This window comes from Burkholderia sp. Ed8 (assembly GCF_040761425.1).
Taxonomy (GTDB): Bacteria; Pseudomonadota; Gammaproteobacteria; order Burkholderiales; family Burkholderiaceae; genus Burkholderia; species Burkholderia seminalis.
In genome coordinates this window covers 558298-572798 of the sequence record NZ_CP142886.1, presented here as the reverse complement: position 1 = coordinate 572798, position 14501 = coordinate 558298, and the positions used below count along the sequence as shown (strand labels likewise).

Annotated in this window: 11 protein-coding genes; 5 read left to right on the top strand and 6 right to left on the bottom strand. The window is 68.3% G+C overall.

Features of this window, described 5'->3' with window-relative positions:
* The first annotated feature begins 208 nt into the window (after positions 1–208).
* The 3 genes from VXM69_RS16580 (at position 209) to VXM69_RS16570 (ending at position 3568) form a co-directional block, all read left to right on the top strand.
* Positions 209–1849, top strand: a complete 1641-nt coding sequence (locus tag VXM69_RS16580) for a gamma-glutamyltransferase family protein (RefSeq protein WP_367189918.1) — start codon at positions 209–211, stop codon at positions 1847–1849.
* Between the two features lie 314 nt (positions 1850–2163).
* Positions 2164–2991 (top strand): ferritin-like domain-containing protein, encoded by an 828-nt coding sequence (locus VXM69_RS16575; RefSeq protein ID WP_034189104.1) that lies wholly within the window; start codon positions 2164–2166, stop codon positions 2989–2991.
* 70 nt (positions 2992–3061) lie between these two features.
* Positions 3062–3568, top strand: a complete 507-nt coding sequence (locus VXM69_RS16570; RefSeq protein ID WP_034189039.1) for a hypothetical protein — start codon at positions 3062–3064, stop codon at positions 3566–3568.
* On the opposite strand, the gene VXM69_RS16565 is transcribed toward VXM69_RS16570, so the two are convergent.
* From VXM69_RS16565 to VXM69_RS16555, 3 genes are all read right to left on the bottom strand, one after another.
* On the bottom strand, positions 3562–5013 hold the full coding sequence (locus VXM69_RS16565) for a DEAD/DEAH box helicase (RefSeq protein ID WP_069706278.1): 1452 nt from the start codon (positions 5011–5013) through the stop codon (positions 3562–3564). The genes VXM69_RS16570 and VXM69_RS16565 overlap by 7 nt on opposite strands.
* Before the next feature lie 127 nt (positions 5014–5140).
* Complete coding sequence (locus VXM69_RS16560) at positions 5141–6439, bottom strand: cytochrome c (RefSeq protein WP_034189041.1); 1299 nt, start codon at positions 6437–6439, stop codon at positions 5141–5143.
* Between the two features lie 19 nt (positions 6440–6458).
* On the bottom strand, positions 6459–7223 hold the full coding sequence (locus tag VXM69_RS16555; protein WP_034189042.1) for a c-type cytochrome: 765 nt from the start codon (positions 7221–7223) through the stop codon (positions 6459–6461).
* A gap of 375 nt (positions 7224–7598) precedes the next feature.
* Here VXM69_RS16555 and VXM69_RS16550 point away from each other — a divergent pair, with 375 nt between their 5' ends.
* Positions 7599–8531, top strand: a complete 933-nt coding sequence (locus VXM69_RS16550; protein ID WP_034189043.1) for a CopD family protein — start codon at positions 7599–7601, stop codon at positions 8529–8531.
* A gap of 123 nt (positions 8532–8654) precedes the next feature.
* Here the strand turns inward: VXM69_RS16550 and dgoD are convergent, their stop codons facing one another.
* Positions 8655–9803, bottom strand: a complete 1149-nt coding sequence (gene dgoD, locus VXM69_RS16545) for a galactonate dehydratase (RefSeq protein WP_034189044.1) — start codon at positions 9801–9803, stop codon at positions 8655–8657.
* Positions 9804–9937: 134 nt separating this feature from the next.
* Here dgoD and VXM69_RS16540 point away from each other — a divergent pair, with 134 nt between their 5' ends.
* Entirely contained in the window at positions 9938–10642 is a 705-nt protein-coding gene (locus tag VXM69_RS16540; protein WP_343727954.1) for a FadR/GntR family transcriptional regulator, read from the top strand.
* A gap of 27 nt (positions 10643–10669) precedes the next feature.
* Here VXM69_RS16540 and VXM69_RS16535 read toward each other — a convergent pair whose 3' ends face one another.
* The gene (locus tag VXM69_RS16535; RefSeq protein WP_034189046.1) at positions 10670–10915 is read right to left on the bottom strand and encodes a DUF1272 domain-containing protein; all 246 of its coding nucleotides are present in this window, start codon (positions 10913–10915) and stop codon (positions 10670–10672) included.
* 304 nt (positions 10916–11219) lie between these two features.
* Positions 11220–14327 carry a biosynthetic peptidoglycan transglycosylase gene (locus VXM69_RS16530; RefSeq protein ID WP_301742357.1) on the bottom strand — a complete coding sequence of 1036 codons (3108 nt, stop codon included), beginning with the start codon at positions 14325–14327 and terminating at the stop codon, positions 11220–11222.
* Positions 14328–14501: the final 174 nt, after the last annotated feature.

Below are 14501 nucleotides of genomic sequence, written 5' to 3'. Positions count from 1 at the left end.
GATGGTCGTGTCGTGAGACGGAGCGGGTATTGTAAGGGCGGCAACGGCATTCGGCCGGCGCGGCGGGCGTCGCGGCGCGTAATTCATGCGGAAATGGCATGGATTCATGTGACAAATGAATTTGTGCGATCGCGCTGATCGCGCTGCAATGGCGGATTGCCTGCGCACGCGGGCGGGCGTTCACTCAGCTTTCGACGAGGTGGCATCGATGACTGGCTTCAACTGGCACAACCCGTATCCGACGACCCGCATTCCGGTATTCGCGCGCAACGTCGTGTCGACGTCGCACCCGCTGGCCGCGCAGGCCGGCCTGCGGATGCTGTGGAAGGGCGGCAATGCGGTCGACGCGGCGCTGGCCGCCGCGGCCGCGATCACCGTCGTCGAACCGGTGTCGTGCGGCCTCGGCGGCGACGCGTTCGCGCTCGTGTGGGACGGCGAGCGGCTGTCCGGGCTGAATGCGTCGGGCGTCGCGCCGGCCGCATGGAACGTCGACTACTTCCGCAAGCGCCACGGCGAGAACGCGCACGGCTTCGCGAACAAGCCGACGCGCGGCTGGGATACCGTGACCGTGCCGGGCGTGATCGCGGGCTGGGAAGCGCTGCACGCGAAATTCGGCTCGCTGCCGTTCGCGGACCTGCTCGAACCGGCGATCGAGATCGCGGAGCGCGGTTATGCGGTGCCGCCGATCGTCGCGCACAAGTGGGCCGCGGCCGTGCCCGAACTGCAGGGCCTGCCGGGCTTCGCGGACACTTTCATGCCGCACGGCCGCGCGCCGCACGTCGGCGAACGCGTGTGCCTGCCCGGTCATGCGCAGACGCTGCGCACGCTGGCGAAGGACGGCGCCCGGGCGTTCTACGAAGGCGCGCTCGCCGAACGCATCGCCGCGTTCGCGCGCGAACGCGGCGGCGCGATGACCGAAGCTGACCTGCGTGCGTACCGGCCGGAATGGGTCGAGCCGATCGGCAAGCGCTTCGGCCGCCACACGATTCACGAGATCCCGCCGAACGGGCAGGGCATCGCCGCGCTGATCGCGCTCGGGATCGCCGAGCAGGCGGGCGTGACCGAATGGCCGCTCGATTCGGTCGACTCGCAGCATCTGCAGATCGAGGCGATGAAGCTCGCGTTCGCGGACGTCTATCGTTACGTCGCCGATCCGCGCGCGATGGACGTCACGCCCGAGCAGATGCTCGACGAGGCGTATCTCGCCGAACGCGCGAAGCTGATCGATCCCGCGCGCGCGACGCACTTCGGCGCCGGCCGGCCGCATTCGGGCGGCACGATCTACCTGTCGGCCGCCGACGAGCGCGGGATGATGGTGAGCTTTATCCAGTCGAACTACATGGGCTTCGGTTCGGGGCTCGTCGTGCCGGGCACCGGCATCGCGCTGCAGAACCGCGGGCACGGCTTCTCGATGGATCCGGCGTCGCCGAACGTCGTCGCGGGCGGCAAGCGGCCGTTCCACACGATCATCCCGGCGTTCGTCACGGAGGAAGTCGACGGCCGCACCGAGGCCGTGATGAGCTTCGGCGTGATGGGCGGCGACATGCAGCCGCAAGGCCATCTGCAGACCGTCGTGCGGATGCTCGGCTACGGGCAGCAGCCGCAGGCCGCGTGCGATGCGCCGCGCTGGAAGGTCAACCGCGACTTCACGCTCGACGTCGAATCGACGATGAACCGCGCGACCGTCGACGCCCTGGCCGCACGCGGCCATACGATCCAGTCGATCGACGATCCTTACATGGATTTCGGTTCGGGGCAGTTCATCTGGCGTCTCGACCGCGACGATCGCGAGCGCGGCTACGTGGCGGCGAGCGACAGCCGGCGCGACGGCCTGGCGGCCGGTTTCTGACGGATTGCCGCCGTTTTGCGCGCTCGACGGGCGGCCGAACGGCCGCCCGTTTCGTTTGGCGCGGCCCCGTACCGTCGACCGGGCGCAAGCGGTTTGAAGGACTCATCTAACGAACGGCAACGGACGTCGCGGAACTGCGCCTGTCGGGTATGGTCAGTGCTCTGGAGCACGAACCGCAAAGTCCGGCTAAGATGCCAGCATGGTTCGGCCGGACCAATTCACTATAAACGACGTAAAACGCCGCCTGCGGGAAGGCGGGCGCCTGTGCCGAAGGCATGGGCCGGCCCCCGCGCGACGACTGGGAGCGCACCACCATGGACACGAAAACGACGCATGTCATGCCGTGGCGTATCGAGGACATCGACCTGAACCGGATCGATCGTCAGCGTGCCGCCGCGAACGAGGATCTGCTGCTGCTGCTGTGCGCGTCGTCGTTCATCGAAAGCGGCTCGGATCTCTACACGAGCAATCTGAGCACCTTCTTCAATGACGATCCGGAAGTCTCCGCATGGCTCAACAATGCATGGGAGCACGAAGAATTGCAGCACGGCCGCGCGCTGAAGGCGTACATCGCGCACGTGTGGCCCGAGTTCGACTGGGATACCGCGTTCGCGAATTTCTTCGCCGAGTATTCGAAGACCTGCTCGGTCGAGGCGTTCGAGAAGACCCGCGCGCTCGAGATGGTCGCGCGCTGCGTCGTCGAGACGGGTACCGCCACGCTTTATCGCGCGATCAACGAGTGCTCGGACGAGCCGGTGCTGAAGGAAATCACCGACAACATCCGCACCGACGAAGTGCGTCACTACAAGCACTTCTTCAAGTTCTTCAAGAAGTACAACCAGGTCGAGGGCAACGGCCGGCTCGCCGTGCTCGGCGCGCTGGCGCGCCGCGTGATGGAAATCAAGAACGAGGATTCCGAGATCGCGCTGCGCCATGTGTTCGCGATCCGCTATCCCGATCGCGTCGGCGACAATCAGTACAACCGCGAGCGTGCCGCGCGCATCAATTCGCTCGTGCGTCGCAACCTGTCGGCCGACATGTGCGTGAAGATGCTGCTCAAGCCGCTCGACCTGCCCGCGAAGATCCAGCCGGGCGTCCACTATCCGCTCACGAAGATCACGCGGCACGTTTTCCTGCGCTGATCGACGCGGTACGGCCCGTCGCGCGTACGCTGGCGCCTCCTCGTCCGATCCGCTCCAGGGCCACGCCATCATGACCGATACCCCTCGCCACGCACTCGAACAATGGACGTTCGATGCGTGGCCGTCCGCCATCGTGGCACTGTTCGACGGCACCGCGCTCGAGCGTCATGCCGACCTCGCCGCGTCGCTGATCGTCGCGACCGACGACGGCCAGTTGCGCACGACGCTGCTCGGCGTCGGCGAGATCTATGCGCACGATGCGCGTACGCTGCTGATCGCGCTTTGGCCGCAGTCGCGGGCCGCGCGCGCGATCGCGCAGCGGCGCACGGCCGCGTTGACGCTCGTCGCGGACGGAGCGTTCTTTCAGGCGCAATTGAAGATGACGCCGCTCGAAGGAGACTTCGGCGGCCTCGCCGGATTCGCCGCGACGATCGCGCGGGGCGATGCGCAGCGGGTCGGCTATGCGCGACTCGCGACGGGTGTCACGTTCACGCTGGAAGGAGAGCGCGCCGCGGTGCTCGCACGCTGGCAACGCCAGGTCGAGCACCTGCGGCGCGCCGCCGCGCGGCTTCAGTGACCGCGCTGGCCGCTGCGCGACGAGCGATTGCGGTTCGGGTGCGCGGCGTTGCCGTTCGCCGGGCGGGCGCTGTTGCCGCCGCCCGCCGGACGTCCGCCGGTACCGCCGGCGGCGCCTTGCGTGCGCGGCTTCGCGGCCTTCTGCTGCGAGGCTTTCGGTTGCGCGTTGCCGTCGCGTTTCGCGGCCGGCTGGCCTGAGCCGCCCGCCCGCGGCTGGCGATTGCCGCCGCCACCGCCGCCGCCATTACCACCACCGCGCGGCTGTTGCCCGCGACGCTGCTGGATCGGCTCCGGCTTCGCGTTCGGATCGGGTTCGAAGCCCGCGATCACTTCCTGCGGAATCTCGCGCTTGATCAGCCGCTCGATGTCGCGCAGCAACTGCTTCTCGTCGACGCACACGAGCGACACGGCTTCGCCGGTCGCGCCCGCGCGGCCCGTGCGGCCGATCCGGTGCACGTAATCCTCGGGCACGTTCGGCAGGTCGAAGTTGACGACGTGCGGCAACTGGTCGATGTCGATCCCGCGCGCGGCGATATCGGTCGCGACGAGCACCTGCAGCGTGCTGTTCTTGAACTCGGCCAGCGCGCGCGTGCGGGCCGACTGGCTCTTGTTGCCGTGGATCGCCATCGCGCTGATGCCGTCCTTCGTCAACTGCTCGGCGAGCCGGTTCGCGCCGTGCTTGGTGCGCGTGAACACGAGTACCTGGAACCAGTTGTGTTCGCGGATCAGGTGCGTGAGCAGCTCGCGCTTGCGATCGCGGTCGACCGGGTGGATCTTCTGCGCGACGCTTTCGGCCGTCGTGTTGCGGCGTGCGACCTCGATCAGCGCGGGCGAATCGAGCAGGTTGTCCGCGAGCGCCTTGATTTCGTCGGAGAAGGTGGCGGAGAACAGCAGGTTCTGGCGCTCCGGCGGCAGCTTCGCGAGCACGCGCTTGATGTCGTGGATGAAGCCCATGTCGAGCATCCGGTCGGCTTCGTCGAGCACGAGGATGTCGAGATCCGACAGGTCGATGGTCTTCTGCTGCATGTGGTCGAGCAGGCGGCCCGGCGTCGCGACGACGATGTCGACGCCGCGCTTGAGCGCATCGATCTGCGGATTGATGCTGACGCCGCCGAACATCACGGTCGAGCGCAGCTTCAGGTACTTGCTATACGCACGGACGCTTTCCTCGACCTGCGCGGCGAGTTCGCGCGTCGGCGTGAGGATCAGCGCGCGCACCGCGCGCTTCGCCCCGCGATTGTCCGCGTAGAACGTATGCAGGCGTTGCAGGATCGGCAGCGTGAAGCCGGCGGTCTTGCCGGTGCCCGTTTGCGCGCCTGCGAGCAGGTCGCCGCCGCCGAGGACGGCAGGGATCGCCTGCTGCTGGATCGGGGTCGGCGATGTGTAGCCGAGCTCGTTGACCGCCTTGACCAGCGGTTCGGCCAAGCCGAGAGATTCGAAAGACATAGATACCACTCTTGAGTTTTATGATCGGCGACACCTCGCGCGGCCCGCGCGGGGACTGGCGTCGCAAAAAGCAAAGGGGCGCGGCTGCGGTTTCCCGCAGCCGCGCCCCGTTTGCGTCACGCGTTATTTAGTCAAGCGGCGCGGAACGCAGGTCACTCACCTGTTGCGGCGAGATCGGCGTACCGTTGTTGCCCCACGACATCCGGATGTACGTTACTACAGCTGCGACTTCCTGGTTCGACAGCGACTGCGCGAACGGCGGCATGCCGTACGGACGCGGGTTCTTGAACGTGCTCGGCGGATAGCCGCCATTCAGCACCATGCGGATCGGGTTGACCGCCGATTCCATCATGATCGAGTGGTTGCCCGCGAGCGGCGGATAAGCAGGCGGCTTGCCCGCGCCGGTTTCGGCGTGGCAGGTCGCGCAGTTGTCTGCGTAGATCTTCTTGCCCTGGTCGAACAGCGCGTTGCCGAATTGCTTCGACGGCTCGTACTGCATGTTCTTCGGCGCTTCAGCCTTCTGCGGGATCGACTTCAGGTACGTCGACATCGCGCGCGTATCTTCGTCGGTCATGTACTGCAGGCTGTTGTGGACCACGTCCGCCATCGGGCCGAACACCGCGCCCTTCTGCGACACGCCGGCCTGCAGCAGGTCGGACAGCTCCTGCACGTGCCAGTCGCCGAGGCCGAGTTCCTTGTCGTTCGTCAGCGACGGCGCATACCAGTTCTGCAGCGGGATCAGGCCGCCGGCGAACGCCGACGAACTCACCGGGCCGCCCATCATGTTGATCGACGTGTGGCACATCGAGCAGTGGCCGAGGCCTTCGACGAGGTACGCGCCGCGGTTCCATTCGACCGACTTCGTCGGATCCGGCTTGTATTCGCCTTCCTTGAAGAACAGCGTGCGCCAGCCGATCAGCAGGTTGCGGTTGTTGAACGGGAACTTCAGTTCGTGCGGACGGCTCGGCACCGACACCGGCGCGACCGAGCGCAGGTACGCGTAGATCGCGTCCGAATCCGCGCGCGTGACCTTCGTGTAGCTCGCGAACGGGAAGCCCGGGTAGAGCAGGCTGCCGTCCTTCGAGCGACCCGTGTGCATCGCGCGGTAGAAGTCGTCCGACGTCCACTTGCCGATACCGTTCTGGTCGTCCGGCGTGATGTTCGGCGTGTACATCGTGCCGAACGGCGTCGCCATCGGCAGGCCGCCCGCGAACGACTTGCCGCCGCGCACGGTGTGGCACGCGATACAGTCGCCGACGCGCGCGAGGTATTCGCCCTTCTTGATCAGCGCGGCCTGGTCGGCCGGCGTGGCCGCGACGGCGGAAGCGCCGTGCAGCGTGTCGTTGCCCGGCCACAGGACCGGCACGAGGGCGGCGGCCGCGACGATCGCGGCGGCCGAGAGTGCAAACAGGGACTTGCGTTTCATTGTGTCTGTCTCCCTTGCCTTATTGCGGTTCGCTGCCGCAGGCGAGCGGAGTCTTCATCGAACGCGCCGGGGCCGGCACGGGGTTGGCGGGCGCCGGTTGCGCGGCGAGCCATGCGGTCACAGCCGTCACGTCTTCGTCGGAAAGCTTCGACGCGATGTCGTGCATGCAATCCGGTGCCTTCGCGTGACGGTTGCCCGAGCGCCAGGCGCCGAGCTGCGCGCTCAGGTAATCGGCGTGCAGGCCGACGAGGCCCGGGATCGCCGGCTGCATGCCGGTCAGCCCTGCGCCGTGGCAGGCCACGCAGGCCGGCAGCTTGCGGGACGGATCGCCTTGCGTGACGAGCTGCTTGCCGCGTGCGAGCGTCGCAGCCGGCAGCGTCGGCTTCGCCGGCGTCGGATACGGCGGACGTTCGGCCGAGAAGTGCTCGGCGATTTCGCGCAGGTAGTCGTCGTTCAGGTACGTCAGCAGGTAGTTCATCGGCGGGTACTTGCGCCGGCCGTCACGGAAGTTGACGAGCTGGTTGTACAGGTACTCGGCCGGCTTGCCGGCAAGACGCGGGAAATAGTCGTTGTCGGTGCCCTGGCCGTGGACGCCGTGGCATGCAGTACAGCCGCGCACACGCTCGGCCATGGTATCGGGTGCCTTGAGCGGCGCCTGCTGGGCGTGCGCTTGCTCCGTGGGCTTGGTCTGCGCTTGGGCAGCGCTCATAAGGCCCGCGCCGCCGATCATCAGAACGGCGAGCAGCGGACGGAAGAGGCGTCTTGAAGACACACGAGACTCCATGATTATTCGTCGGGGACCTTGTCCGGGCTACGATCGGCTCGGCGCATGGACGGCAGGACAGCCGGGCTGCTGCGACGCGGCATTCTATCATCGATGGGTAATGACGGCTATTTGGCAAAAGGACATCGGTTCCTGTCTGTTTGCGACTTGCGACAATTTGACGCGTATTGCGACGCCGCTGTGTGAACCGGCGTGCGTTTTCCCCATCGAAGACCGTACACTCGCGGGTCGCGCGGCGCCGCCTCCGCCGCTGGTCCAGTCATTTCTCCCGTTTCCGGATTCATCAATGACGTTTTCTACCGTGCCGTTGCCTTCCTCACGCCGTCCGTCCCGTTGTCGCCTCGCCGGCCCGTCGCTTTCGGGAGGGTGCGCGCGATGAAGTTCGACAGCTTGTGGATCGGTCAGGTCGCGCTCGCGGCGCTGATGGACGCCGCGTTCGCGATGGCGGTCGGCTCGGCGCTGCTCAAGGCGTGGCTCGGCAAGGACGGCGCACGGCCGGTCATCTCGCCGTCGCATCCGGCGTGGCTGCGCGCGCAACATTCGCTGGTCGCGGCGGCGCTGGCGCTGGTGCTCGCGGATCTCGGCTGGCTCGTCTACGAGGCCGCGACGATGAGCGGCGCGGGGCTCGGCGGCGCGTTCGCCGCGATCCCGGTCATGCTGATGCAGACGCATACGGGCTTTGCGTGGAGCGTCGCGTTCGCCGGCGCCCTGGTGCTCGCGATCGTCGCGCTCGCGAAGCCGGACGGCCCCGTCGCACACGCGGTGCTGTGGTTCGCGGTGATCGTGATCGCGGCCGGCAAGGCTTCCCTCGGCCATGCAGCCGATACGGGCGCACTGTCCGCGGCGGTCGGCGTACAGACGCTGCACCTGCTCGCGACGGCGGTGTGGGGCGGCCTCGTGCTCGCGGGCGGGCTCGCGGTGCTGCCGGCACTCGGCTCGTCGGTCGCGCGCGGCGCGCTGATCCGCATCGGCCAGCACCTGTCGCGCACGTCGATCGCCGCGGTCGTGTTCGTGCTCGGCACGGGCGCGCTCAATGCGATCCGCGGGCTCGGCGGCTCGCTCGCGCCGCTCGACGGCAGCACGTGGGGGCGCGTGCTGTTGCTGAAGCTGCTGCTCGTCGCGCTCGCGCTCGTGCTCGGCGGCCTGAACCGCTTCTCGGCGCTGCCGCGCCTGCGCCGCACCGCGTCGACCGAGGACGCGCACACGTTCCGCAATATCCTGCATCTCGAAGGGATGACGATGATCGGCGTGTTCGTCGCGGCAGCCGTGCTGTCGTTCAGCGTGCCGGGCTTCGCGGCGCTCGGCTGACGGCCCGTTGCGCGCGGCGTCACGCAACGGTGCCGCGCATGCAGGCACGGCCGCCTGTCGGGCGGCCGTGCCGACATCGGGGCGTACCGCGCGGGCCTCGGCCGCGCGCGATGCGCGTCGCGCTTACCACTCGGCGACACTGCCGTCCGCATGGCGCCATACCGGATTGCGCCAGCGGTGGCCGGTCTTCGCCATCTCGCGCACCTTCTCCTCGTTCACGTCGATGCCGAGCCCCGGGCCCTGCGGGATCGCGACGAAGCCGTCCTCGTAGCGGAACACCTCGGGGTTGCGCAGGTAGTCGAGCAGGTCGTTGCCCTGGTTGTAGTGGATGCCGAGGCTTTGTTCCTGGATGAATGCGTTGTAGCTGACCGCGTCGAGCTGCAGGCACGCGGCGAGCGCGATCGGGCCGAGCGGGCAGTGCAGCGCGAGCGCGACGTCGTAGCTTTCCGCGAGCGTCGCGATCTTGCGGCACTCGGTGATGCCGCCCGCGTGCGATGCGTCGGGCTGGATGATGTCCACGTAGCCGCCCGCGAGGATGTGCTTGAAGTCCCAGCGCGAGTACAGCCGTTCGCCGAGCGCGATCGGCGTGTTGGTCTGGTTGACGATGTCGCGCAGTGCCTCGGCGTTCTCCGACAGCACCGGCTCCTCGATGAACATCAGCTTGTACGGGTCGAGCTCCTTCGCGAGCACCTTCGCCATCGGCTTGTGCACGCGGCCGTGGAAGTCGACGCCGATCCCGACGTGCGGGCCGACCGCGTCGCGCACGGCCGAGACGTTCGCGATCACCTGCTCGACCTTGTCGTAGGTATCGACGATCTGCAGTTCCTCGGAGCCGTTCATCTTGACGGCCTTGAAGCCGCGCTCGACGACCGCGCGCGCATTGTTCGCGACGTCGCTCGGCCGGTCGCCGCCGATCCACGAATACACCTTGATGCGATCGCGCACCTGGCCGCCCAGCAACGCGTGCACCGGCACGCCGTGATGCTTGCCCTTGATGTCCCACAGCGCCTGATCGACGCCGGCGATCGCGCTCATCGTGATCGGGCCGCCGCGGTAGAAGCCCGCGCGGTACATCACCTGCCAGTGGTCTTCGATCAGCAGCGGGTCGCGGCCGACGAGGTAGTCGGCCAGCTCCTGCACGGCGGCCTCGACCGTGTGCGCGCGGCCTTCGACGACCGGCTCGCCCCAGCCGACGATGCCCTCGTCGGTTTCGATCTTGAGGAACAGCCAGCGCGGCGGGACGACAAAGGTTTCGAGGCGGGTGATTTTCATGACGCGAGTCTCCATGGTTGACCGGCGCGGCCGCTCGGGCGCGGCGCACGGTCGCGTGCTTTCACGGTTATCCTAGCGTAGCCCGATAAAAAATAGTATTAATAGCATTATTGTGCAGATAGTGGGCAGCCGGCCTGCCGGATCAACGGAGAACGACCATTCAACGCGACCTGCATGGACAGACGGCCTTCCAGCTGGCGACGGCGATCCTGCGCGGCGACCATCCGCCCGAATCGCTGCTGCCGAGGGAGCCCGACCTGATGGAGAGGTACGGCGTGAGCCGCACGGTGATGCGCGAGGCGTTGCGCACGCTGACGTCGAAGGGGCTCGTCGAGTCGCGGCCGAAGGTCGGCACGCGCGTGCGGCCGCGCCGTGCGTGGAACCTGCTCGATGCCGACCTGCTCGACTGGTATGCGCGCGTCGCGCCGCCGCTCGCCTTCGCGCTGAAGCTGCAGGAGATGCGCGAGATGATCGAGCCGTACGCGGCCGCGCTGGCCGCGCGCGCGCATACGCCGGAAGCGTTCGCCGCGATCGACGGCGCGGCGCGCGCGATGGCCGCCGCACGCACCGTCGACGAATGGGTGCGCGCCGACCTGCGCTTTCACCTGAGCGTGCTCGAGGCCGGCGGCAACGAACTGCTGGTGCCGCTCGGCACGCTGATCGACCGCACGCTCGAGGCGCAACTGCACCTGAATGCGCGCCGGGCCGACGTCTACAACGCGTCGCTCGCCGAGCACCTGGCCGTCAGCGACGCGATCCGCGCGCGCGACGAGGACGGTGCGCGCCGCGCGATGGCGTCGCTGCTCGCGGTGACGCGCGCGCGGATCGAGATGTCGTGACGGAAAGAGGCGGGCGGCGCGGCGCCGTCAGGCGTTCGCGCAGCCGCCCGGCTTGACGACGCGTTCCGTCGACGCTGGGTATTTCGCGAGCAGGCTCGCCGGCCGGCGCGGGCGCGCGACCAGGTCGCCGCCGCAGTTCGGGCAGCGACCCTTCAGCACGTCGTCGGCGCAGGTCGCGCAGAACGTACATTCGAACGTACAGATGCGCGCCTCCGCCGAATCGGGCGGCAGGTCCTTGTCGCAGCATTCGCAGCCGGGACGCAGTTCGAGCATGATGGTTTTTCCTGGGTCGACGAGGGGCGGGACGCGTGCCGCCCGACGTCGCGGGCGGCGCATGCGAACGCTACTGTACGCGTTTGGATCGGCCTGGCCAACGGTGTTCGCCCGGATGCCGTGCGAGGCGCGCGCCGCTCCGGGAGACGGACGTGCTGGATCGCGGAAACCGCCGTCGTACGGCGGCGGCCAACGTCTGCCGTCTCGAGAATGTCTACCTCGACGCGCCGCCCGCCGGGCACGACGATGGCCGCCCGCGCCGAGCGGCGCGCGGCGGCGCGACCGGTCGTGCAGTCATCGGGAATCAGGACGGTTGCGCCGACGCGGCGTCCGGCGCGGGCGTTTCCGCTTGCGGCGCCGGGCCGGCCGTCCGCGTGCCGGTGCCGGCCGGGCGCTCGATCAGCGGCGCGAGCGCCGGCGCCATCGACTTCAGCAACTGCACGGCCATCGCGCTCGTGAAGTCGTAGCGGGCCGCGTAGGGTTCGTGCGCGGTTGCCGTCAGGACCCCGAAGAACCGGTCGCCGATCACGAACACGAACGTGCCGCTGCGGTTGACCTTGCGCGACTCGATCAGCCGCGCGCCGCGCGCGTAGACGTTGAAGCGCTGGTCGCCCGTCCCCGTCTTGCCGTACACCGGGAGCGTCTTGCCGTCGGGTAGCGTGAGGCCGCCCGCGAGGCGGCGCGCGGTGCCGTTCAGCACGACGTCGCGCAGCAGCGTGTGCGCCACGTTGACGACCTCCGGCGGCAGCATCGGCTGCGGTTGCGCGGCCGCGCGCACGAAGCGCGTTTCGTACGGCGTGCCCTTCGCGAAGTCGAGCCGCGTGATCGTCTCGGTCGGCGCCTTCTGGCCGCCGTTCGCGATCAGGCCGATCAGTTTCGCGAGTGCGTCGGGCTGGTCGCCCGACGCGCCGATCGCCGCCGCATAGGACGGCGTGACTTCCGCGAACGGGTAGCCGAGGGCGCGCCACGACTTCGTGATCTCCGCGTACGCGCGCAGCTCGACCATGCGGCGGATGCGCCGGTCCTGCGTCGCGTGGTAGCGCGTCTTGTACAGCCACGAGTACGTGTAGAAACGCGCATCGCGGCTGTCGCGCTGGACCTCGGCGAGCGACGCCGTCGGGTGCGCGCGCAGGTAGTTGAGCGTCCACAGCGCGAGCGGATGCACGCTTGCGATATAACCGCGGTCGTTGAGGTTGAAGCGACCGATCGCGTACTTCGCGTAGAGCGCGGCAAGATCGTCGTCGGACAGCGTCGCGGCCGGCGTGCCCTTCAGCTGCGCGCGCATCTGCGCATCGAACCAGGCGAGCGATTCGTTCGGCGCGACGCTGCGCAGCACGGTCGCGATCTTCGGCGGCGACTTGCGCACGTCGCGCAGCAGCAGCGCGAGCGCATCGTCGGGTGCCTTGCCCGCGTAGCGCGTGTAATAGCGCCTCACGTAGACCTGGCTTTCGCCGTCGACGAACTGCTGCAGGTAACGCCGGCGCTGGTCGGGATCGCCGAGCCACGACGACGAGGGGCCGGCCGCCTGCAGCATCTCGTAGTGGACGATGTCGCGCATCAGCCGCACGAACACGAGGTTGACCGAGTGCTCGAACGCCGCGTGCAGCGTCAGGATGCGGCCGTTGTCCGACTTTTCGAAGTTCGAGAACACCTGCGCGCCGCCGCCCGTGTAGAAAACGTCGGGGCTCGCCGAGTACTTGCGTTCGACGGCCGCGTCGAGCATCGCCTGCAGCGAGCGGTCGCGCGTATGCGACAGGTAGTCGAGCGCCCAGCGCGACAACTGGTCGATCGGGTCGGGCTTCACGCGCGCGAGCTCGGCGTTCGACAGGCTCGCGTAACGCGCATGCAGGTCGGACACGATCTGCAGGTACGTGATCAGCGTGCGCAGCTTCGCGGTCGAGCCGAGGTTGATACGGCCGCCGCGATTCACGTCGAACGGCTGGTTCACGCTGTCGGTCTGCACGCGCAGCAGGTTCGCGCCGTTGCGGTGTTCGTACAGCGTGAAGCTGTACGTGAGGTGCGATGGGTCGTCCTTCGGCGCGAGCATCTCGAAACCGTACAGGCCGGCGGCCTGCGCGCCGTCGCGCGTCGACGCCTGCGCGAGCCGTTCGGCGACGGCCTGCTGCACGCCGTTGTCGAGCGTGCTGGTCGCCTGCAGGTCGAGCTGGTCGAGCTGGTACAGGTCGCTGATGCCGAGCGCCGACAGCAGCGATGCGCGCGCGGACGTCACGGCCTTGCGCGACACGAACGACTGCACGTGCGCGGCGGCGGGCGGCGCGCTGCGCTCGATCTGCGCGGCGAGCGCGGCATCGCGCAGCGCGGGAGAAATCACGCCGCCGTTCGACAGCAGCCGCAGATAGCTGTCGGTCAGCTTCTGCAGCGCCGGATAACCGCGGTTGAGGAAATACGACGGCGCGCGCTGCGCGATGATCAGCGACAGCACCTCGCGGAACGTCTTGCCCTGTTCGTCGATGTTGTCGCCGGTCGTCGGCGCGGACAGGATCCGGTTCACGTCGTTGAAGTCGCGGCCGTACCACGCGGCGAGACCGTCGCCGATGCCGGTGATTTCGCCGACATGCGGCCGGGCGGCGAGCGGCACCGAGTTCAGGTAGCGCACGACGATCGTGCGGCGCGCGAGCATCGTCTGCGGGCCGTTCAGGTACGCGCGCACCGACGCGGACGCGATCTGCCGCAGCTTTTCGGGCGGCGTCGCGGTGCGGCCTTCGGGCGAATGGCGGAACTTCTCGATCTGCGTCGCGAGCGTGCTGCCGCCCGGGCGCGCCTGGTGACGGTTGACGACGTGCAGCGCCTGGTCGGCGAGCGCGCGGCTGAAGCGACCCCAGTCGATCGCCGGGTTGCGGTTCGGCTCGTTCGCGTCGAGCAGATAGCGATCCTCGATGAACAGCAGCGAATCGACGACCACACGCGGCACCGTGTCGAAGTCGGCGTACACGCGCTGCGGGAACACGGTCGCGAACAGCGGTGCGCCGGTCGAATCGAACAGCATCAGGCCGGCCTGGTCCTTCTCTTCGTAAGGGAGGAACAACCCGCGATCGCCGAGCGACAGCATCCGCTGCGAATCGCGCGCCTGCTTGCCGACGACGAAACCGCGCGCGAGCAGCCGCTGCTGGAATGCCGGAAGCAGCGCGTAGCCGAGGCGCTGGTCGTAGGGGCCGTTCGCGGGGAAGCGGATGTGATCGCTCGGGCCCGTTTCGATCGTGTAGCCGACGTCGCGGGTGAGTTCGGACAGGTAATGCGCCTGCATCCGGGACGTTTCGATCTCGGTCTGCACGAGCCGCGCAACGATCGCCACCGCGATCAGCAGTGCGGCGAGCAAAGACCACTTGACCCACGTCCAGACCGATGCGGGACCGGTCACGCGCGGTAGGATACGATTCAGCGGCCGATTCATGGCGGCGTCTCCCTGAGGGCGCGGTTGTCCGGCCGCACCCCATTAAGGATTAGTGTAGTCCTCCGCAGCGGGCTGCCAAGGGCGTCGACTACCGAGATGCGCCGATGCAACGCGCGTGCCCGTGAGGCGCGGCAACGGGCGCCGCGCCGCGATGGTGCGCGCCGTCGCGGCGTA